The sequence below is a fragment of the Zavarzinella sp. genome (assembly GCA_041399155.1).
Taxonomy (GTDB): domain Bacteria; phylum Planctomycetota; class Planctomycetia; order Gemmatales; family Gemmataceae; genus JAWKTI01.
In genome coordinates, this window is sequence record JAWKTI010000007.1 from 1 (window position 1) to 20,846 (window position 20,846).

At 50.4% G+C, this 20,846-nt stretch carries 18 protein-coding genes and 1 rRNA gene; 7 read left to right on the forward strand and 12 right to left on the reverse strand.

Annotation, left to right across the window (positions count from 1 at the left end; genetic code table 11):
* Positions 1 to 188: 188 nt before the first annotated feature.
* A complete protein-coding gene (locus R3B84_23370) occupies positions 189 to 896 on the reverse strand; it encodes a hypothetical protein (protein ID MEZ6143519.1) in 708 nt (235 codons plus the stop codon).
* A gap of 55 nt (positions 897 to 951) precedes the next feature.
* The gene (locus tag R3B84_23375; protein MEZ6143520.1) at positions 952 to 1,695 is read right to left on the reverse strand and encodes a class I SAM-dependent methyltransferase; all 744 of its coding nucleotides are present in this window, start codon (positions 1,693 to 1,695) and stop codon (positions 952 to 954) included.
* Positions 1,696 to 1,868: 173 nt separating this feature from the next.
* On the opposite strand from R3B84_23375, the gene R3B84_23380 reads away from it, so the two are divergent.
* The 3 genes from R3B84_23380 (at position 1,869) to R3B84_23390 (ending at position 5,524) form a co-directional block, all read left to right on the forward strand.
* Positions 1,869 to 2,723 carry a succinate dehydrogenase cytochrome b subunit gene (locus R3B84_23380; GenBank protein MEZ6143521.1) on the forward strand — a complete coding sequence of 285 codons (855 nt, stop codon included), beginning with the start codon at positions 1,869 to 1,871 and terminating at the stop codon, positions 2,721 to 2,723.
* Between the two features lie 65 nt (positions 2,724 to 2,788).
* Positions 2,789 to 4,708 (forward strand): fumarate reductase/succinate dehydrogenase flavoprotein subunit, encoded by a 1,920-nt coding sequence (locus tag R3B84_23385; GenBank protein MEZ6143522.1) that lies wholly within the window; start codon positions 2,789 to 2,791, stop codon positions 4,706 to 4,708.
* 36 nt (positions 4,709 to 4,744) lie between these two features.
* Positions 4,745 to 5,524 carry a succinate dehydrogenase/fumarate reductase iron-sulfur subunit gene (locus R3B84_23390; protein ID MEZ6143523.1) on the forward strand — a complete coding sequence of 260 codons (780 nt, stop codon included), beginning with the start codon at positions 4,745 to 4,747 and terminating at the stop codon, positions 5,522 to 5,524.
* Between the two features lie 14 nt (positions 5,525 to 5,538).
* Here the strand turns inward: R3B84_23390 and R3B84_23395 are convergent, their stop codons facing one another.
* Positions 5,539 to 6,849, reverse strand: coding sequence for a Gfo/Idh/MocA family oxidoreductase (locus tag R3B84_23395; protein MEZ6143524.1), 1,311 nt, complete (start codon positions 6,847 to 6,849; stop codon positions 5,539 to 5,541).
* A 206-nt stretch (positions 6,850 to 7,055) separates the two neighbouring features.
* Here R3B84_23395 and R3B84_23400 point away from each other — a divergent pair, with 206 nt between their 5' ends.
* The 3 genes from R3B84_23400 to R3B84_23410 all read left to right on the forward strand — a co-directional run bounded on the left by R3B84_23400 (position 7,056) and on the right by R3B84_23410 (position 9,309).
* Positions 7,056 to 7,400: an ArsC family (seleno)protein gene (locus tag R3B84_23400; GenBank protein ID MEZ6143525.1), complete on the forward strand. Its 345-nt coding sequence runs from the start codon at positions 7,056 to 7,058 to the stop codon at positions 7,398 to 7,400.
* 210 nt (positions 7,401 to 7,610) lie between these two features.
* Entirely contained in the window at positions 7,611 to 7,844 is a 234-nt protein-coding gene (locus R3B84_23405) for a hypothetical protein (protein ID MEZ6143526.1), read from the forward strand.
* Positions 7,845 to 7,920: 76 nt separating this feature from the next.
* Entirely contained in the window at positions 7,921 to 9,309 is a 1,389-nt protein-coding gene (locus R3B84_23410; GenBank protein ID MEZ6143527.1) for a hypothetical protein, read from the forward strand.
* 26 nt (positions 9,310 to 9,335) lie between these two features.
* Here R3B84_23410 and R3B84_23415 read toward each other — a convergent pair whose 3' ends face one another.
* Positions 9,336 to 9,731, reverse strand: a complete 396-nt coding sequence (locus R3B84_23415; GenBank protein ID MEZ6143528.1) for a hypothetical protein — start codon at positions 9,729 to 9,731, stop codon at positions 9,336 to 9,338.
* Positions 9,732 to 10,045: 314 nt separating this feature from the next.
* On the opposite strand from R3B84_23415, the gene R3B84_23420 reads away from it, so the two are divergent.
* Entirely contained in the window at positions 10,046 to 10,570 is a 525-nt protein-coding gene (locus R3B84_23420) for a hypothetical protein (GenBank protein MEZ6143529.1), read from the forward strand.
* 12 nt (positions 10,571 to 10,582) lie between these two features.
* Here the strand turns inward: R3B84_23420 and R3B84_23425 are convergent, their stop codons facing one another.
* The 8 genes from R3B84_23425 to rrf all read right to left on the reverse strand — a co-directional run bounded on the left by R3B84_23425 (position 10,583) and on the right by rrf (position 20,807).
* Positions 10,583 to 10,840 (reverse strand): hypothetical protein, encoded by a 258-nt coding sequence (locus R3B84_23425; GenBank protein MEZ6143530.1) that lies wholly within the window; start codon positions 10,838 to 10,840, stop codon positions 10,583 to 10,585.
* A gap of 196 nt (positions 10,841 to 11,036) precedes the next feature.
* Entirely contained in the window at positions 11,037 to 11,612 is a 576-nt protein-coding gene (locus R3B84_23430; GenBank protein MEZ6143531.1) for a hypothetical protein, read from the reverse strand.
* A gap of 28 nt (positions 11,613 to 11,640) precedes the next feature.
* Complete coding sequence (locus tag R3B84_23435; protein MEZ6143532.1) at positions 11,641 to 12,846, reverse strand: type II secretion system F family protein; 1,206 nt, start codon at positions 12,844 to 12,846, stop codon at positions 11,641 to 11,643.
* 21 nt (positions 12,847 to 12,867) lie between these two features.
* Positions 12,868 to 14,571, reverse strand: coding sequence for a type II secretion system ATPase GspE (gene gspE / locus R3B84_23440; GenBank protein ID MEZ6143533.1), 1,704 nt, complete (start codon positions 14,569 to 14,571; stop codon positions 12,868 to 12,870).
* Positions 14,572 to 14,883: 312 nt separating this feature from the next.
* Entirely contained in the window at positions 14,884 to 15,810 is a 927-nt protein-coding gene (locus R3B84_23445; GenBank protein ID MEZ6143534.1) for a hypothetical protein, read from the reverse strand.
* A 104-nt stretch (positions 15,811 to 15,914) separates the two neighbouring features.
* Entirely contained in the window at positions 15,915 to 19,190 is a 3,276-nt protein-coding gene (locus tag R3B84_23450) for a multidrug efflux RND transporter permease subunit (GenBank protein ID MEZ6143535.1), read from the reverse strand.
* A gap of 42 nt (positions 19,191 to 19,232) precedes the next feature.
* On the reverse strand, positions 19,233 to 20,411 hold the full coding sequence (locus R3B84_23455) for an efflux RND transporter periplasmic adaptor subunit (protein ID MEZ6143536.1): 1,179 nt from the start codon (positions 20,409 to 20,411) through the stop codon (positions 19,233 to 19,235).
* Positions 20,412 to 20,698: 287 nt separating this feature from the next.
* Positions 20,699 to 20,807, reverse strand: a 5S ribosomal RNA gene (gene rrf, locus R3B84_23460).
* Positions 20,808 to 20,846 lie beyond the last annotated feature (39 nt).

Below are 20,846 nucleotides of genomic sequence, written 5' to 3' on the forward strand. Positions count from 1 at the left end.
AAATTGGGTTTAAGAATTTCTGACAGTACTATCACGCAAGCCACGAAGGAAAAAATGGGACACAACAAGCCTGTAGCGTTAGCGAAGGAATTTTCCTGTTAAACGCGGTTTGTGTTTCTGTACTTTGTGAGCCAATGGTGCAAGTTAGGCTACTTTGTCCATTGCGCTCCCGAACGAACAAACGGAGGTTACGAATAATTTTGCATGGCCAAGTCAGTCCAGAATGGAATGACCTTATAACTATCATCGAAGACTGGATAGCGATCTTCAATGGTCGGATCAGTTTGGTCGTGGTGTGACCACAAAAGATACTCAGCAAGATTCCGGCCTCGATGAATCACATCCGCCTGATGGATGGAAAAAACAGGGTTCTCTTCCGCATTTGGCTCGCTCGGTATATAGGAATGACCATAAATCGGGATCAGAGGGGGGAGTTGGCTGAGACGTGAAGATGCAAGTTCAACTGCCTCCTGAACGTTTTGTGGCCTATCCCCCCACTCTGACCACCAGAAAACTTGGTTTCTGATGTCAATATAAATTCCTTCCGCAGGCCAACGAAGTCTGTCGAAAACAAATTCGTCTGGATCTCGCCAATCGGGAAAGCGAGTCCCTATCGGAAGCCCCCACTGTAAGAAAACTCTTAAGTCTGGTGGAAATCTAAACGAGAACCGTGCCTCAACCGACTGCAATTCATTCTCCAGCATGCCAGACGCAAATACCACTCCCCGAGCCAACAGATGTGTTTTGGCCGCATGCAATTGATCCAGATAAAAACTTGTCATGTTTATTGCCATGCATTCGTTGATGCCGGTGAACTGCGTAAAACACCTATCATTGAGCAGGTCAGGCATCGACCCCTGGCGATCAGTGATGTACCAGTTCACATCATCGTTCATGCCCTTCAACTCTGCTCAGTTGGTGCGGCTGGTAACATGCACCCAAACTTTCCTTTTATTTCGCTTTTTTCTCAAATGTAACGATGTGCTGCCATGGCAGGACTTTTGATGTGCCTGCGTGCTTCATTTCCGGAAAAGCGGACATTTCCTTAATTACCTGACGTTCACTCATTTTGTGCACCAGTTTAATCGGAACTTTCTGGTCTTCGAGGCGATATTCCACAAAAACCAGCTTCCCACCTGGTTTGAGGCAGGAAACCAGTTTCGCTGCCATTTCATACGGAAACTCAAACTCGTGGTAAACATCTACCATCAGGCAGAGGTCGACCGCATTTTCCGGTAATTTGGGATCCGCGATTTCACCCATGACCGGTTCAATCTGGGTAACACCGGTTTCTTTCATCCGTTTGCGGATGATATCCAGCATCTCTTTCTGGATATCCACCGCATAGACTTTTCCTTTGGCTCCCACCGCTTCGGCCATGCGAAACGAGTGGTAACCACTGCCCGCACCAATGTCGGCGACCACCATGCCGGGCTTTAACTTCAATTCTGCGTGCAGTTTTTTAGGATTTTCTTCCTCTTCCCGCTCTGGCCGTTCCAGCCAACTGGCGGCAGCATGCCCCATCACGTGGGCAATTTCACGGTCCATATAGAACTTGCCAATACCATTGGGATCGTGAATTCGCTTAAAACTGTACCGCTTTTCGGTATCTTTGGGGCCGGGCTTAGCCTCCTGTGCGTGGGCCCTACTGGTAATACCAAGTATTACAATTGCCAGAAATTGTAGCCGCTTCATGTTAATCCTCCACAATGGTTACGGGTAATATCATTGTAGTTTTGTGAAATCCACAAACTTTGCTAAAACCAGGGCTGGGGCAAACTTTATTTATGGCCGATTCTGAGTTTGCTTCCCTAAGATACTCTTAGTTAAGCCTTTTCCGCAATTTATTCACGGGATCAAACGAAGAAATGTCTTCCGCGTCACCCACGAAACGATTAACACCAGCTAACTTCTCCCCCAGTGGCAAGGGGATCTGGGATTGGCTTCGACCATTTTTCACCAGTTCCATTGGTGCGAAAGCGACGACTGCCGTTACCGGGATGGCTTTGACTGGCTTCGTCATTGCCCACCTGGTGGGGAATCTGAAGATTTTTGCCGGTCGCGATGCACTTAATGAGTATGCCGCTTTCCTGCAAAGTTTTGGCCCACTGCTCTGGGTGGCCCGAATCGGCCTGCTGGTCGTGTTTGTGCTTCACCTGTACCTGGCACTCAGCCTGAAACGCCGATCGGTGCTGGCCCGCCCAGTCAAATATCAGTTTGAACGTACGATTCAGGCACCAGTCAGCAGCAAAATTATGCCCTGGACCGGCGCAGTGATCCTGCTGTTCGTGCTGTTCCATCTGGCCCACTTTACCTTCGGCTGGGTGTCGACCACGATGGCCACGGAAAAAACCAGCCTGAAACTGGTGGAAGCCAATTACCTGGAAATTACCGACCAGTCGGGTCTGCGTGATGTATATACGATGGTGATTCACGGTTTCAGTAATCCAGTGATCGCGATTCTCTATCTGGTGGCACAGGTTTTCCTGTTTCTGCACCTGCAGCACGGAATTGCCAGTGTATTCCAGACTCTCGGCCTGAATACCCCGCGTATTCAGCCCACCATCCGCAAAATTGCCCTCGGAATTGCTGGGTTGATTCTGTTAGGCAACTCTGCCATTGTGGTGGCTGTCTGGACAGGGCAGATGGAAGAATACGGTAAAGGCGTGTATGTGCACAAACCTGAAACCGTTCAGATGATTAGCGTGCCGTCCAAAAACTAGTGCCGCTGGTTTACCATGCTGGCGAATGATACTTTGCTTTAACTTTCGAAATAACGGGTAACGTGATGATTCAGCTCGACTCTAAGGTTCCTTCTGGTCCGATCGAGCAAAAATGGACCAATTACAAGTTTCAGTCCAAACTGGTCAACCCAGCCAATAAACGAAAGTTTTCGGTGATTGTTGTGGGTACCGGTTTGGCAGGTGCCTCCGCTGCAGCCACGCTGTCGGAATTAGGCTATCAGGTGCATGCGTTCTGCTTTCAGGATTCTGCACGCCGAGCCCACTCCATCGCCGCCCAGGGTGGGATCAACGCCGCAAAAAATTACCAGAATGACGGCGATAGTATCAAACGGTTGTTTTATGATACGATTAAAGGTGGCGATTTCCGTGCCCGCGAAGCAAACGTGTATCGCCTCGCGGAAGTATCGGTCAATATCATCGATCAGTGCGTCGCCCAGGGTGTCCCATTTGCCCGCGATTATGGTGGCCTGCTGACCAATCGCTCCTTCGGTGGGGCTCAGGTCTCCCGAACGTTCTATTGCCGTGGGCAGACTGGCCAACAGCTCTTGCTGGGTGCATACCAGGCCCTGTCCCGTCAGGTCGGTTATGGCAAAGTGAAAATGCACCCACGCACCGAAATGCTGGATCTGGTGGTGGTCGACGGCCGGGCACGCGGGATCGTCGTACGAGACCTAACTACTGGCCAGATAAGCAGTTACAGTGCAGATGCCGTAGTGTTGGCCACGGGAGGCTACAGCAACGCCTACTACCTGTCCACCAACGCAGCGGGCTGCAACGTTACCGCCACCTTCCGTGCGTACAAACGGGGTGCCACGTTTGCCAACCCCTGTTACACGCAGATTCACCCCACCTGTATTCCGGTGGCGGGCGACCATCAGTCGAAATTGACCCTGATGAGCGAATCGTTGCGGAACGATGGCCGCGTCTGGGTGCCAAAATCTCCTGGTGATGTCGGCAAGCACCCGAACGACATTCCGGAAGGCGACCGCGACTACTATCTGGAACGAATCTACCCCAGCTTCGGCAATCTTGCCCCACGCGACGTCTCCAGTCGTGCTGCAAAACGCGTCTGCGACGAGCAGCGGGGCGTTGGTCCCGGTGGACGGGGTGTTTACCTCGATTTCCGCGACGCCATCAAGCGAGATGGTGCCACCAAAGTCAAAGAGCGGTACGACAATCTGTTCGAAATGTACGAGCGGATTACTGGCGAAAATGCCTACACCCAGCCAATGCGGATTTACCCCGCACTCCACTACACAATGGGCGGGCTATGGGTCGATTATAACCTGATGTCCAATATCGAAGGACTGTTCGTGATTGGGGAAGCCAACTTCTCCGACCATGGTGCCAACCGCCTGGGGGCTTCCGCACTGATGCAGGGGCTGGCCGATGGTTACTTCATCCTTCCCTACACGATTGGCAACTACTTTGCTGGCGCGAAGAAAGAAGTGTTGCCCACCGACCATGCTGAATTCCTCAAATGTGAACAGGAACAGGCAGAACAGATCAAGAAACTGCTATCCATTGGTGGGAAGAAAACCGCCATTGAGTTCCACCGCGAAGCGGGCAAAGTTCTCTGGGACAACGTGGGCATGTCCCGCACACGGCAATCGTGTGAGTCTGCGGTCAAACGCCTGCAGGATCTGCGCGAAGAATACTGGCATTCGGTGAACGTCCCTGGCACCGATGCCAATTTGAACCAGGCACTGGAACGGGCAGGTCGGGTGGCAGATTTTCTGGAGTTTGGCGAACTGCTGGCATTGGATGCTCTGACCCGCGAAGAATCGTGTGGGGGGCACTTCCGCGAAGAATATCAGCAGGGTGATGGCGAAGCCGCCCGCGATGATGAACATTACAGCCATGTGGCTGCCTGGGAATATTCAGGCTTCAAGAAAGACCCTGTCCGCAATACAGAACCACTGAATTGGGAAGTTGTCCAGCCATCGTTGAGATCTTACAAGTAATTCACTTAACCTTTCGATAAAGAGAAGTGCATCGTCATGAACCTAACTCTACATGTCTGGCGACAACAGGATGCCAAATCTCCTGGTGCAATGGAAACCTACAAGGCGACCAACGTCAGCGAGGACATGTCATTTCTGGAAATGCTGGATGAAGTGAACGAAGAGTTGATTCGTCAGGGGAAAGAACCAATCGCCTTCGACCACGATTGTCGCGAAGGAATTTGTGGTTCTTGTGCCATGATGATCAATGGCATGGCCCACGGGCCAGAAAAAGGCACCACCGCCTGCCAGCTTCACATGCGAAAGTTTTCCGACGGTGAAGAAATCTGGATTGAACCATGGCGTGCTGCGGCATTTCCCGTGGTGCGGGATCTGGTGACCGATCGCTCATCATTCGACCGTATCATCCAGGCTGGTGGTTACGTTTCCGTAAACACCGGTGGGGCCCGAGATGCCAACAACCTGCCGATTCCCAAGGAATCTGCGGAAACCGCCATGGACGCTGCCGCCTGCATTGGTTGTGGTGCCTGTGCGGCAAGCTGCAAGAATGCTTCCGCCATGTTGTTTGTGGCTGCCAAAGTGGTGCACCTTGGCAGTGTGCCACAAGGTCAGGCAGAACGCCGCGACCGTGCATTGAAAATGCTGGCCGTACACGATGAAGAAGGCTTTGGCCACTGCACCAATCAGTATGAATGTGAAGCAGCCTGCCCGAAAGGAATTGGCGTGAAGTTTATTGCCCAACTCAACCGCGATTTCCTGAAAGCAAGTCTTTGCGTGGTGGGTCAGCGGGAAGAATCGGGCGATGGGGCCAGCTAAACAGTTTTTTCTTCTTACAACCCTTCCACTTCCCAGCCTTTACGATAATCCCGTTTTACCATGGCAGTCGCTTTTGCGTTGTTCTTGATCTGCAGTTTATCCGATACCCATTCCAGTGTTTCGCCTTTGAAGCGGGTGGACAGGCAACCCAGCAGCACCGCTTCTGTCAGTGGGCCGGAATATTCAAACGGTGCAGACGTTTTTCCATTCCCACGAACCGCTTCCACAAACTGCAGGTAATGGTTCTGGCCATCCTGGTTAGGGATCTTGTATTCTGCAAACTTCTCCGTGGGCAATAAAATCGGTGCACCGATATAAGGTGAATAAAGCACCCCTTCGGTACCAATATAGATCGAACCCTGATCGTTCAGCGTCCGTTTGCCCAGAAGCTGCACCACTTCCGCGGGTGGGCGGTTTTTGCCGTTGTACCAGTTGATCACCACGGTATCGGTGGTGTATTGGCTGCCTGCGAATGTGTATTTCACCTGCACATTCAAACCCCAGTTATATTCATTGGGGGCATCACCCGTGGAAACCACACTGGTGGGGTTGGTCACTGCCGTTGAAGCGAACACCGGATCGAGAATGTGGCAGCCCATGTCGCCAAACGTGCCCGTACCGAAGTCGAGGCGTTTCCGCCAGTTGCCTGGGTGGTAATAACTGCCACCAATGAAGGGGCGTTCTGCAGCAACACCCAGCCACAAATCCCAATTCAAGTTTGCTGGAACAGGATCTTTCTTATCTGGCTTTGGTGCGGCGTCGCCCCATTGCTTACCACTCCAACTGTGCACTTCCTTCACTTTGCCAATCGCACCCGCCTGAATGGTTGCAACCACGGTGCGGTGTACAGCGTGGGAGTGAATCTGAATCCCCATCTGGGTAACCAGTTTCTTCTCCGTTGCCACTTCCCGCAGGCGGCGTGCTTCGTAAATCGTTTGCGTCAAAGGCTTTTGGGTGTAAACATGCAGTCCCTGGTGCATGGCCCGCATCGTGATCGGTGCGTGCATATGGTCGGGCGTGGAAATGTTGCACGATGTCAGATTCTTTTCCTTATCGAGCAGTTCCCGCCAATCGGCATACACTTTCACATCGGGGAACTGCTTTTTCACTTTGGCAAGGCGGTTCGTATCGACTTCTGCCACAGCAACCAGTTTCAGATTTTTGCTGCCTGCCAGCGAGGAAAGGTCGGCGTAGGCCATCCCATCGGCACCGAAGCTGGCATGATAGACGGTATCGCTGGGAGCTGCCGTCGCATGCTGGCGAAATACCGCAGGTGCTGCAAGTGCTGTTGCAGTAAGGGTTTGCAGGACTTGTCTTCGATTCATGATTGGTTGTTCCATCTTTCTGTGACCTTTTTGTTAAGTGAACAGTTTTCGGCAGGTGGGCGAACGGTTTGCACAAAGTGCCCATAGCTGAAATGCTACCCGGAATGGACGCCAGAAACAACAATCACTTTCAAATTGAACCGCTGGAACTGGAAAATATCCGCCAACTAGAATGAACTGAGACAGAATTTTCACGAGAAAGGAACATGGCAAAGAAGATTGACTGGTTGTACGAGCGGAAAGGGTGTACTACCTGCAAAAAGGCAATGGCTTTTCTGGATGGTGCTGCGGTGAAAATTGGCGAAGTGGTGATTGCCAACAAGCAGAAGTATGGGCCGGAAGATGCCCTGGAACTGACGAAAAAAGTAAGCAAAGTCGTTGCGATGAAAGGGAAAAAGCTGGAAGTGCTGCCCCTGAAAACCACCGATGAAGAGACTCTGCTAGCTCACCTGATTGGGCCAACGGGCAATCTGCGTGCCCCCACAGCCATCGTTGGGAAAACCATGTACGTGGGCTTCAATGAAGAAGGTTACGGCGAAATCACTGGTTGAAAAAACCTGCCAGCCTGATCTCCCAGCCCCCTTCATGGCTCACAGTGCGAGTAAGGGAATTTCTTAATTATACCCATTAACGTCACTCACGTTGATATCCACAATCCACTCCAAAAGAATTAACTCGGTCTTGATGTAGAACGGACTTCGACAACTGGCGCGTACTTAGTTGACTCAGTTTATGTTTCCTGTACGATCATATCGAATCATTTGCATGAAGTAGTTGATTCATTTATTATCAGCAACGGAAATGTATGCCTTGCTAGTCGGCCGGATGGTTTTGGTGGCAAAACAGCGCATTCAAACGCTCGTTGTATTGTGATTGCCAATGGTGGCTTTTCTACTGATCTCGGTATCGATTGGGGCCATTTTAATCTCGATGGCGATCTATTGGTCGCTTCGGAAGCATTGAATTTACCATTCTCTGCAGATTATGTCTATTAAACTGTTACAATCAACGGCCATGCACTGCAGATTGTATTGCTTGCTTTTTGGCCTAATGTAGCTGGAGTAGAAATAAATGACCTGGAGAGATACGGCGACAAGATTGAATTTCCTGGCACTTAGGCTGCCAATGCAGGTAACTTTAATCGTTTTCTTACTATGTTCAACCAAACTTGCTTTCTGTCAAGCAAAAATTGTTACAGCAGATAGTAAGTTTAAAGAGTGGCAAGAGAATGTTGCTTTGTCTAAACTGTTTCCAAGCAAAGAAGCTGAAGTTACCAAGACTCTGTCAGCACATCCTGAATGGGTGCCATTGCTAAGAAAGCTGATTTACGAGTCAAACAATCATGAAATTCGATCTATTTATAAAAATCACTTCCATCATTACAATACAAACCGTAAAGATACTTTAATAAAGCTCAAGGACCAGTGGCGGCGAGAAAAACGCATTGACTTTTTTATCGAACTCGCCGACATTACAAGCAACAATGATGTGCATCAAACAATCGATTCCTCAACTAATGAAATCTGCTTGTCACTGATTACACAATTGCAAAATTACTATAATGTCAATCAGCAAAAGAAAATATTTATTAAGCAATTATCTTACCTGAATTCAGCTAAAACACTCAATCAACTAACTAAGCAAAAGTCAGTTATCGGAGATTCACTGGATGATAGCAGGTTATCTGATACGTACTTCCATACACTTGGGAGTAAATTGCCTGATTCTCGTTTAATTATCGACAGCAAAATTCTTTCTACTAAATCTCTTGTTGAAGTAGCGGATGCTGGACCGAACAATCCCTGTTCTCATCTTGTGCAGTCCGTGTTATTGTCCAATAGTGATATGGCGCTTCACGAAGTTAAAAATAGCTTACTGATCCTCGATGGTGATGCGTTGATTACCTTCAACACTTCTGCTCTCGCAGTCGGGGCCAAATTTGGACATGCTTTTAGTGGTGTTGTTATCGCCAATGGCAACTTTACATGCAATGTAGGAATTGCAGGCACGAGCCTGATTTTTTGTAGTGGCGAATGTAATTTATCATCACAAGTGTTTCCATTTATTGATCATAATGCCTTCTGCATTTACTCTGGGAAACAGACAACAGGACCTGATTCAGAGAAATTGAATAAGAACTTCATCCATCAAAACTCCAAAGTTCCTTCTCAATTAGTTAAATTCTTCTCCCTTGATGAGGTGGGGCTGAAAGTAACAGACAAAGAGGGCAAGGTGGTGATTACAGAACTAGCCAAGGATAGTTTCATGGCCAAATCTTTTCGTACCGGGGACAAGATTCGCACAATGAATGGTTTTTCGATTTCCAGCGAAGCCGATCTGCGGCGCCAGATGCGTTCCACCGTAGTGTGGGATGCGGGAATCTTGGAAGTGGAACGCCAGGGCACTACCCAGACGTATTATGTTCAACCAGGCTTCTTCATTGATAAGCCAAAGAAATAGTGTTGCCTGCGATTGACCCGACCTTCCTACCTGTTGCAGGTGCGTACGGCAATCACCTGCAAATGAAAATCAGGTGCCTCGATTTCACGTACCACGCGGTGCCTGCCGTGGGCTGCGTAGCGAACTACTGGTGCTGCATTCTGGCGGGAATTCCAGCCGTTCACCGTGCGGGAAGGTAGCACCAGTGCGGCACGGATTCGCTGGGCAAGCTGTTCCGGCAGGTGCTCCAGATAAATTACCCCATCGTGCGTCACAATCAGTCGGCCGTTCCACTGCCTGCCCTGTTCAAACACCACCAGTTCTGCAGTGTAGCCCCGCCGGTAAACAGCCCGTTCATCTGCGAAAGCCCTGACAAGTTCCGCAGTGGGATGACACCCAGTTCTGTGGGTGCTGAACATCAGCAGCAGGCATAGTTCCAGCATGGCAAAAACTCCATCATCACTGTAATACATTGTATTACTAGATATTACGAATGTTGCCACATTTTGGTTCTGATCCAGATTCTCGCCTGAATAAATGAAATTTTGCGTTAATTTTCTCATTTTTGACATTTTTTCAAACGAAATACCTGTAATTACGTTTCTACTTGTAGTGATTTTGAGAACCTTTTTGGGGATGAACGAGATCGAATTCATGTAGAATTGTGCCATAATAACGATTGACACGATTTTGCCGCACCTGATGTGGGGATTTCAGGCCCAGTGCGATCAATTCGATGCAGCATAGGAGTAGCACGATGTTCAGGAAACTTGTTTTTGCAATTGCAGTGTTGCTGACGATCGATACGGTGGCATCTGCCCAGGTATTTATTGGGCCGGGCTATAACTATCGCTTTGTGTATCGAACGTCGCCGTTTGGCTACCTGTATCGGTACGAAGCCTATCAGACGTTTGGCCCCACGTTTGTGCTGCGGCCAACCTACTTTCACTACCACTACAACTATTACAATCCATTCATTGTGCCGTGGTATGCGTTTCGACCGAATCCCTTTATTGTGGTGCCACCTGCGGCACCCCCGGTGGTATTTTTCAACCAGGCACGCCCAGCCGTACCAACCATTGAAGATGAAGCTTTTGATCGAGGCTTTCAACAGGGTTTTCAGCGTGGTTTTGAACGCGGATTTGATGGCGGGAAGGGTGGTCAGGTAGTGCCACCAGCACCACCGAAGGATGCAGCACGTCCACCCATGGCACCTGATGTGCCCGTGCTGCCTGTTCCTAAGCCACCTGTCGAAGAGCCGAAAATCCCACCGGCGAAGTAATCTCGCAGAATCTTATTGGAAGCCAGGTGAACCTGGGCCGGCACCAGGCATCCCCCCACCGAGCATACTGCCTGGTGAAGTTTTTGGCTTTGGCACCACGTATTGACCGTTTGCGGGTCGAATCGGGTCGACTGTCTTGTAATTTTCAGGCGGATTATGGAACTCTTCCACGTACGGTGGTGGCTTTGGCGTGGAGTTTGATTCAAACATACTGCAACCCAGCGTGTTTACCACCAATCCCACAACGATCAAACGCAGAAAATTCTTCATCCCAACTCTTCCTTACTGGCAACTTCGGACGGATAACATGACTGTCGCTTTTTGGCAAGTCCAGTAACCATTCGGAAAATTGGCTGAAGCACTCCAGTGATTTCAAAGGAAACTGTGAAGAAAAACTCACGAAATGTTGAGCCAAGTAATTGAGAGCTTGGGATGCGATTGATTTGCTTGGTGCAGGAACAGATACTTACTTGGTTTTGACCAGGAGTTCGACGGTATTGCTCTTCAGCAGTGGGCCTTTGCCTTCTCCTTCAGCCAGTTGAAAGGTGGCACTGAGGGTGTATTTACCCGCTTCCGTGAGATAAATCATCCTGCTGGCACCGCGGAAGCCATCGACCAGGCTGCCAATTTTCATCGTGTAACTTTCACCAGGTTTCAGCGTTTTTTCCTGCGGCAAACGAAAATCGGTAGTAAAGGCCAGTAACGGGCTGCCAGTCAGCACAGAGGGGCCTTTCACGGTGAAATTTACCTGATTGACATCCCCCATCACGCCGATCGTGACATCCTTTTTGCTGGTATTCACGACTTGCAGTTCCAACTCAACTTTTAATGGTGCTGGCAATACAACAGGATCACCCTTTTTGGCTGCATCCAGATCTTTTTGCAGTTCTTTGGTGTATTCTTCCGATGTTTTCCCACCCAGATCCACCGTAACCGTAGGGGATTTGGCCACCAGTTTCAGTTCCAGGTCGGATTTCTCTTCAGCCTGCACCACAACGACCACCAGAAATGCTGTCATACAGCCGATCAGTTTCTTCCACATGCTTAATTTCACCTTGCATTGTGGCAGCTTACACTGTGGAGCCCATTCGGAACACGGGCAGCAACAGTCCGGCCACCACCACACCCACAATCATTGCCATTACCAGCAACATGGCAGGTTCCAATAATCGCACAAATAACTCGAGGTTCCGTTGGGTTCTTTTATCCAGATTATTGGCAATATCGACAAGCACCTTCTCCAGGTTGTTACTTTCCTCTGCCACGGCAATCATTTCCACAATGTCGCGGGGGATATATTTCGATTTGCGAAACGGGCCAGCCAGTTTTTCCCCGGCGGTCACATTTTCGGCGGCTTCTTCAATGGCAGCGGCCAGCACCTTATTGCCACTGGAATCTTTTGAAATCTGCAGCGAGCGAACAATCGGAATACCATTCGCCAGCAGTGTGCCCAGAATACGGGTAAACCGACCCAGAGCCAGTGAACGCACCAGCGGTCCAGCCAGTGGGAGGGATAGCTTGATTCTGTCCCACATCATGCTGCCGGTGGGACTGGTTTTCCAGCGATAAAATCCGAAAACAGTCGCCAGACCCATCCCCAGCACAATGTACCAGTAGGAGACCATAAATCGGCTGACTCCCAGTACAAAGGTGGTAATGGTGGGCAGGCCGCCTTTCTGGCGTAGTTTTTCAAATACCTCTTCGAACCTGGGTACAAAGAACACAATCAGCACCACCAGAATGATGGAGCCAATCACCGCCAGAATAATCGGATAGGCCAGCGAGCCAGCCACTTTGGAGCGTAAATCTTCCTGATTTTCATAAAACTGCGAAATTCGCCGCAGCACATCTTCCAGGAAGCCCCCTTCCTGACCGGCACGGATCATGCTGACGGCCAGATCATCGAAGACACCCGGAAAGCCGTTCATTGCATCAGCGAGCGTGGTGCCATCGGCAACCGCTGCACGCACCTCGCGAATCGCAAAAGATAACTGCTGTTTGGTGCTCTGCCGGGTTAAAACGTCCAGCGATTTCAGCAGTGGCACGCCAGAATGGATCAGATCGGCCAGCTGGGAGTAAAACGCGGCAACGTAGCGTTTGCCCACCCGCACCGTGCTTTTGTTGGAGACCACCGATCCTTTCGAGAGGGAAACCCGAATGGGGAACAGCCCACGGGCATCCAGAATACTGGCTGCTTCGCGTTCGGTGCTGGCAGTCAGCACGCCAGTTTCCTTCAGGCCAGTGCTGGCAAGTGCTTCGAATTTAAAATCTGGCATAATGCATGCCCCCCAAAGGAATTAGCTCAAAATATCGCCAGCGGTGGTGCGAGTCACTTCATCCATGGTAGTGTTGCCCGCCTGCACCTTCATCCAGCCGTCCTGTCGCAGGGTACGCATGCCATTTCTCAATGCTGCTTTGCGAATATCCCCCGCGTTCGCCCGTTGAACAATTAAATCGCGAATTTCATCGGTATTCAACATCAGTTCATGGATGCCTGTTCGCCCACGGTAGCCGGAATTACGGCACGATCGACAGCCAGTTCCCTTCCATAACGTGGGTACTGCGGGGAGTTTCACGTCAAAGCCCGGAAAATCAGGTGGGACATCGGGATGATCAGGCTGATAGCTGACTTTGCATTCCGAACAGATCGTCCGCAGCAGCCGCTGTGCCATAATTCCTTCCACCGTACTGGCGACCAGGAACGGCTCCACACCCATGTCAATCAGACGGGTGAAGGCACTTGGGGCATCGTTGGTGTGCAGGGTACTGAACACCATGTGACCCGTCAGCGAGGATTGAATGGCCGCTTCTGCGGTTTCCAGATCCCGCATTTCACCAATCAGAATCACGTCCGGGTCATGCCGCAGAATCGAACGGAGTGCGTTGGCAAATGTCAGGCCGATTTTGGCGTGCGTCTGAATCTGGCTGATACCAGGCTGCTGGTATTCCACGGGATCTTCGACGGTGATAATCTTGGTGACTTCGTCTTTAATTTCATTCAGTGCAGAATAAAGTGTGGTGGATTTCCCCGATCCAGTGGGGCCAGTAACCAGCACAATACCGTGGGGCAGATCGATCAGTTGCTTGAATTTCTTGTAATTGTCCGGCAACATCCCCACGTTGGCCAGATTGAAGACCATCCGGCCTTTATCCAGCAACCGCATCACGATCCCTTCACCGTGGATCATCGGAATAATAGAAACGCGGACATCCACCTCGCGGCCCTGCACCCGCATCTTAATCCGCCCGTCCTGTGGGAGGCGTTTTTCGGCAATGTTCAGCCGGGCCATAATTTTGATCCGGCTGATAATGGCATTGGCAAACCGGTTGATTTCCGGTGGCAGAACCTGTGTTTGGAGCAAACCATCAATCCGATAGCGAATCCGCAGTGCATTCTCTTCCGGTTCAATATGAATATCGCTGGCACGTTCGGTGGCGGCTTCGATCAGAATTTCGTTCACCAGTTTGACGACTGAGGCTTCCTGAGCCTGTTTCGCAAGGTCGCTGTCGTCTGCTTCCAGCCCTTCCAGCAATTCAACTTCGTCTTTATCCTGCACCAGTGCGGTAACAGTTTCCCCACCCACGCCGAAATATTGTTTGATCAGGCGCGAAATTTCGCGTGGGCTGCCCAGCACTGGGCGGATTTCCAGTCCGGTGAGATTTTGCAGTTCATCAACGGCATAAACATCGTAGGGATTGGCCATTGCCACCACCAGCGAACCATTTTCGCGGGCAATGGGCACCAGTGCCTTGCGATGCACCATTTTGGTGGGCATCGCCGAAAGGGTATCCGGATCAATGCGAGTGTGGCTGAGATCGACCAATTCCATGCCCAGTTCGTAGGCGACCTCTTCCAGCACGGTCATTTCGTTGCCGATCCCACGTTCAATCATGATTTCGTGGAGGGCACGGTTCGGTTCCTGGTTGTGCAGTTCCAGTGCACGCTTGGAATCCGAATCGCTTAACTGTCCGCGGGCGACCATTCGTTCAAGAATAGACATGAAAATTTTCTCAGAAGTAAAGGTCCAACCTGGGCACTCGCACGGTCATTTTATCGTCTGGTTCCGTGGAAGGGTACCAGATTCAGCACTTGGCGAAACTTCCCCTGACTTCCCCACATGGGAATGCCGATCGTGCGACTTATTCAGTGGGACATCTTTCTTAGCGCACCTGACTATTTTCAGGAAATAAAAAACTCATTAAAGTGATGTTACAGCACCCACTGATTAGGAAATGATGAAAATTAGGCAATTTGGGCAGCTTAAACGTAATTCAATTTGCAATTTAGAGTTTTTTGCTCAATCAGCCCGTTTTTAGCGGCTCAATTTTGCTTTGAGCTCGGTGATCATACCATCCAATTCGTCGAGTGTTTTCTCCTGCAACTTTTCTACAGGTGTAATCGGCAAGCCGAGAATTTCCTCAAAAGCGTGAATTTGCCCGATTCGTTGGCCAAGAACCGTGCCCCGCTCTTCGCCGATTTTAATCCCTTTTTTCTCGGCAAGTCTTTCAAATGAGGTAACAAATGGCATTTGATTCTCCATCAATAAGTCAAATCGTACTTTGTTAAAATCTTCTTCCAGCTCATCAGGTAATTTTAGCAGCCAATCGAGCAGGCGCATGATATTCCAGACTTCATCAGCAGTTAATTTTCGCTCAATCAGTTGCCGGAGCAGGCGGCATTTATCGGCATAGCGAAGTTCTGCAACTCCGTGGGTCAGCAAACTTTGAATGCTGGCGGCCACAATCAGCCCCACCGGACTGCGGTGGGTCGTTAAGTCATCCATGCGACCAACAAAATCAAGTAGTTTCACCGAATTAAATACAAACTCATTGTGCGTTCCTTTGCAACTCAAAATATTGCGATCCACGCGCCAATTTGGGTTCTCATCGGCCAGAATTGCAAAACTGGACACGTTCAGGCCATATTTCTGGCGAATCCGCCAGTAATATTCCGCCATCCGTGCGGGAAATCGGTCATCCTGCTGTGCCTGAACCTCAAAATGGATGAAAATGGTCACGGTCTGGCCGGCGTGCTCCAAATCGTACACCTCGAACAGTGCGTCCGCACGCACCATCCCTGAGTCGGAATCGGGTAAAAGGGTACGTAATTCGGTATCCAATGAGCGAAATCCTTTCGCCCAGTCAAACGTGGGGTACCACTGTGGGAAGAGAATCTCGAAAATGTCGGGCAGATAATTTTCCAGCGTCTCTTTCCAGGGGGAATCAAATTCGCGGGTCATCAGTGGGGCCTGCAAGGAACGATATCAGCTCATTTCACCCGAAAATTCTTGATGTATCTATCGATGAGATTAAATTCATGAGCAAAATCTCATATTGTTGCCAATTACTGTGCGTGGTTCTGCTCGTTTTCCCCACCTGCAGGCTGAGTGGGGTGGGAATACCCGGTGATCTCGCCGATCCGTTCAATGACGTAATAGAAGATCGGTGTCAGGAAGATGCCGAAGATTGTTACGCCTAGCATTCCGGCGAACACCGTAACTCCCAGAATTGCACGCATTTCGGAACCGGCCCCCTCTGCCATCACCAGTGGAATCACCCCCAGGATGAATGCAAACGATGTCATCAGGATGGGGCGTAAGCGCATCCGACAGGCTTCCACCGCAGCATCGAAGGCACTCAGGCCATGCTCGCGGCGTTCCTTGGCAAACTCCACAATCAGAATCGCGTTTTTGCTGGCCAGCCCCACCAGCACCACAAATCCAATCTGCACAAAGATATTCATGTCAGATTTCACCACCACAACGCCCGTGATGGCACACAGCAGGCACATCGGCACCACCAGAATCACCGCAAATGGCAGCCGTAAACTCTCATATTGTGCGGCAAGCAGCAGATAAACCAGCACCACGGAAATGGCAAAGACAATCAGGGCGGTGTTTCCTGCCAGAATTTGCAGCAGGGTCAGCTCCGTCCACTGAATTTCCATCCCCTGTGGGAGGGTTTGTTCCGCAGCACCTTCCACGGTGGCAATCATTTCGCCGGAACTGAGGCCAGGTACGGTGGCACCATTGATGGCAGCGGCGTTCACCCCATTGTACCTTGTGACCATCACCGGCCCGCCGATCGGCTGAATATTAACCAAACTGGACAGTGGGACCATTTTGCCTTGGGAATTCCGCACCTTGAGCTGGCCCACCTGTTCCGGTCGCAGACGTTTTTCGGCATCGGCCTGCAGATTGACCTGCCAGGTGCGGCCGAACTGATTAAAATCGTTCACATAATAGCCACCCAGATACACCTGTAAGGTCATAAACACATCGGAAAGCGGCACCCCAAGCGACTTGCATTTGGTGCGGTCTACATCCACAAACAGTTGAGGAGTATTGGTCCGCAGTGGGCTGGACATTCCCAGAATCCCGGGGTCCTGCATTCCAGCGAAAGACAATGCCTCGGCAGCACCCTGCAATGCGGGCAGCCCCTGGTCGGCACGGTCACGCACCATCACTTTGAAACCACCGGCACTGCCCACCCCGTCGACTGGTGGGGCACCAAAAACGCCCACCACCGCACCTTCGATGTTGCGAAAACAAGCAACTCGCAGTTTTTGTGCGATCGCATCCGCACTCAGGTCGGGCCGATTTCGGTGGTGGAAATCATCCAGGATAACGAAAAAGGTGGCGAAATTGGAACCGTTCGCACTTTGTAATACCGAAAAACCCGGAATACTGATCGTGTGGGTGATTCCTTCAATACCCGGATATTTTTCAGGATTATTCTTGTCCCCACGGGCAATTCTGTCCACTTCGCTGGCAATCAGCTTGGTGCGTTCCAGCGAGGCAGCGTCGGGCAATTGAATATTCACCAGCAGATAGCCCTTATCCTGCACCGGAACAAAGCCAACTGGGGTGCTGGTTAAGCCTCGATAGGTCAGGAAGAGCAACGTGGTATACACCAACAGCCCGATCAGGAACAACCGCAACAACCATTTCACCACCCACGCATAGCCGTGAGTACCACGATCGAACAGGGCATTAAAAAGCTGGAAAAATTTGCCGAATACCAGCCGCACCAGCCGACTCAGGGGGTCTTTCTGTTCCGATTTGTGCTTCAAAAGCAAACTGCACAGTGCGGGACTCAGGGTCAGCGAGTTTACCGCGGAGAAAAAGGTAGAAACTGCAATCGTGGCGGCAAACTGTTGGAAAAACTGGCCCGTAATACCCGAAATGAACAAGCATGGGATAAATACCGCCATCAGAACAAGCGAAATAGCCACAATGGGGCCAGCTACCTCATCCATCGCCCGTCTGGTAGCCTCTTTCGGCGACATCCCATGTTCAATGTGGTGCTCTACCGCTTCTACCACCACAATGGCATCATCCACCACAATCCCGATGGCAAGCACCAACCCTAATAATGAGAGATTATTCAGACTGAATCCCAATCCCGCCATCACGGCGAAGGTGCCGATAATCGCCACCGGCACCGCAATCAGTGGGATCAGGGTAGCCCGCCAGGTCTGCAGGAAAACCAGCACCACAATCCCCACCAGAATAATGGCATCCCGCAGGGCGTGGACCACCTCGGCAATCGATTCTTCCACAAACGGGGTGGTGTCGTACACAATGGAATATTTCACGCCATCTGGAAAATTTTCCTGCAATTCTTCCATGCGTGCCTTCAGCAATTCGGCCGTGGTGAGTGCGTTCGAGCCAGGTTGCTGGTAGATGGCCAGCCCCACCGATGGGCTGCCATCCAGAAAACAACTGGTATCTTCGTTTTTGGCACCCAGTTCAATGAAGCCAATCGTGCGTTGATTGCCGCTGGCATCGGTAATTTCGCGTTGGGGCGAGACAACATCGCGGAGGCGGGTTACCTGCCCATCGCTGCCGGTGGCAATAATGATATTGCCGAACTGTTCCGGAGTTTGCAACCGCCCCAGAGTACTTAACGTATACTGAAATGCTTGTCCTTTCGGTACTGGTGGGCGGCCGAGTGAACCTGCAGCCACCTGCACGTTCTGTTCCTTCAGGGCATTAGAAATATCAACAACCGTCAGATTCCTGGAAGCCACTTTTTCCGGATCCAGCCAGACCCGCATCGAATAATCCTGTTGGCCGAACATCGAAACGTCGCCCACACCCGCAATCTGTTTCAGTTCATCCTGAATATTGATCGTGGCATAATTGCTTAAATAGAGCTGATCTTTCGATTGATCCGGCGAAAACAGATTCACCACCAGCAAAATACTTGGGGATCGTTTCTTGACACTGACCCCCGTCTGTTTCACCACATCTGGCAGGCTGGGCAGGGCAAGATTCACGCGATTCTGCACCTGCACCTGGGCATCATCCAGATTGGTGCCCAGATCAAAGGTGACGGTAAGCGTATAGGTGCCATCGTTGGTGCTTTGCGAAGACATGTACAGCATGTTCTCCACACCAGTAACCTGCTGCTCAATGGGGGAGGCGATGGTTTCTGCCACCACCTTCGCATTGGCACCAGGATAGATGCAGGTCACCTGCACGGTGGGTGGGGCGATTTCCGGATATTGTGCAATTGGCAGGGCGGGCAAGGCGATCCCACCAATCAGCACAATGACAATCGAAATTACCCCGGCGAAGATCGGTCGATCAATAAAAAACTTCGAAAACCCGGACATGAAGGCTCCTGATTCGCTCGAATGAGGCTTGGGAGATTAGGGTTATTTGCTGCTAGGTTCTACCACCAGACCGGGGCGAACACGTTGTAAGCCATTGATGACCACCTTGTCATTCACTGTTAATGGCCGCTTCGCCGAACCATTAACCTGGATCGATTCAATGACCCGCATGTCACCATCCTGAATCCCCAGTTGCACATTGACGCGAACGGCTTTGTTTTCGTCGCCGATCAAGTAAATGAATTTGGTGCTCTGATCCGAACCGATGGCCGATTCAGGGATGAGTACCGCCGATTGTGGGGCACCAATTGGTATCCGAACACGAGCGTACATCCCCGGCGTCAGCACTCGGCCTTTCAAACCGTCTTTCGGATTCGCAAACTCTGCTTTGAAACGGATCGTTCCCGTAGTAGGGTCGACCTGATTATCAATGAACTGTACTTTCCCGGTCATCGGATATTCATTTTCATCAATGGCCAAGCCAAGCTGCACAGTAATTTCATTATGTTCTTTTGGTGTTAATTTGCCAGAACGAATTGCCGCCTGCAGCCGCTGGAGGGTGTTTTCATCCATATCGAATGCGACATGAATGGGATCTACTGAGAGAATTGTGGTCAAGAGGGTGGTGTTACCTGCCCCACCCATGACAAGGTTCCCTTTGGTAACCAGTTTGTCGCCAATCCGCCCATTAATCGGACTGTTGATTTTGGCATATTTGATATTCAGTTTTGCATCTTCAATTTTCGCCTTGGTCACTTCCAGATTCGCCGCCGTTTCATTTTTATCGCCCAGCGATTTCTCGAATTCATTAATGGAAACAGCCCCTGTTTTGCGACCTGGCTCCATTCGGGCGACTTCATCGGTTAATCGCTTCAGGCGAGTCTGAAGCACTCCCGCTTCTGCTTCCATCTGAGACAGGGCAACATTGAATGGTTCGGGATCAATTTCAAATAACAGCTTGTTTTCCGTCACTTCGGTGCCAGCATCAAAGTAAATCTCTTTCAAATAGCCAGTAACTTTGGCACGGATTTCTACTTTCTGGATTGCTTCCGTTCTGCCAGTAAAGTATTCGTACTGGGTTACTTCTTTCAAAATCGGTGCCGCAACAGTCACAATCGGGGGTGGGAGTTCCGCTTTCGGTTTTTTCGTTTCACTGCAACTGCATATCAGCGAGATGAATGTGATGAAGGGCAACACGCCCACAATTCTGGCAGACATCATTGATCTGAACCCCCGGACATATCTGATTGGCAGAAATGATCTTACAAGTTAGTTTTTATCAACTGAAAGCGAATGTCGAGAAAAAAATCAGTACAAGTTCCAAACAATTGAAAACGGTTCAATCTGGCAGGATGGACGCAATGGGTGGTTGCGATTGCCAGGTTCCGCATCATAGGACCAGGGGTCAGAGAACTGGCACGATCAGGTACAGAAAAAATCAGGTGGTGAAAAGTTGCGAAGTGCGCGTAAAAAAAGCCCGTGGTATAAACCACGGGCTCAAATATAAAACCCGGCAATGACCTATTTTCGCGCTGAAAGCACTATCATCGGCCCCAGATGCTTAACGGCCGTGTTCGGAATGGGAACGGGTGTGACCATCAGGGTATACTCACCGGGAATACGCAAAGGCTTGGTACAATAAAGTAAGGGTTAATA

Coding starts and splice junctions, on each gene's coding strand:
- R3B84_23370 (MEZ6143519.1), bottom strand. CDS start 896: ATGAACGATGATGTGAACTGGTACATCACTGATCGCCAGGGGTCGATG.
- R3B84_23375 (MEZ6143520.1), bottom strand. CDS start 1,695: ATGAAGCGGCTACAATTTCTGGCAATTGTAATACTTGGTATTACCAGT.
- R3B84_23380 (MEZ6143521.1), top strand. CDS start 1,869: ATGTCTTCCGCGTCACCCACGAAACGATTAACACCAGCTAACTTCTCC.
- R3B84_23385 (MEZ6143522.1), top strand. CDS start 2,789: ATGATTCAGCTCGACTCTAAGGTTCCTTCTGGTCCGATCGAGCAAAAA.
- R3B84_23390 (MEZ6143523.1), top strand. CDS start 4,745: ATGAACCTAACTCTACATGTCTGGCGACAACAGGATGCCAAATCTCCT.
- R3B84_23395 (MEZ6143524.1), bottom strand. CDS start 6,849: ATGAATCGAAGACAAGTCCTGCAAACCCTTACTGCAACAGCACTTGCA.
- R3B84_23400 (MEZ6143525.1), top strand. CDS start 7,056: ATGGCAAAGAAGATTGACTGGTTGTACGAGCGGAAAGGGTGTACTACC.
- R3B84_23410 (MEZ6143527.1), top strand. CDS start 7,921: ATGACCTGGAGAGATACGGCGACAAGATTGAATTTCCTGGCACTTAGG.
- R3B84_23415 (MEZ6143528.1), bottom strand. CDS start 9,731: ATGCTGGAACTATGCCTGCTGCTGATGTTCAGCACCCACAGAACTGGG.
- R3B84_23420 (MEZ6143529.1), top strand. CDS start 10,046: ATGTTCAGGAAACTTGTTTTTGCAATTGCAGTGTTGCTGACGATCGAT.
- R3B84_23425 (MEZ6143530.1), bottom strand. CDS start 10,840: ATGAAGAATTTTCTGCGTTTGATCGTTGTGGGATTGGTGGTAAACACG.
- R3B84_23430 (MEZ6143531.1), bottom strand. CDS start 11,612: ATGTGGAAGAAACTGATCGGCTGTATGACAGCATTTCTGGTGGTCGTT.
- R3B84_23435 (MEZ6143532.1), bottom strand. CDS start 12,846: ATGCCAGATTTTAAATTCGAAGCACTTGCCAGCACTGGCCTGAAGGAA.
- gspE (MEZ6143533.1), bottom strand. CDS start 14,571: ATGTCTATTCTTGAACGAATGGTCGCCCGCGGACAGTTAAGCGATTCG.
- R3B84_23445 (MEZ6143534.1), bottom strand. CDS start 15,810: ATGACCCGCGAATTTGATTCCCCCTGGAAAGAGACGCTGGAAAATTAT.
- R3B84_23450 (MEZ6143535.1), bottom strand. CDS start 19,190: ATGTCCGGGTTTTCGAAGTTTTTTATTGATCGACCGATCTTCGCCGGG.
- R3B84_23455 (MEZ6143536.1), bottom strand. CDS start 20,411: ATGATGTCTGCCAGAATTGTGGGCGTGTTGCCCTTCATCACATTCATC.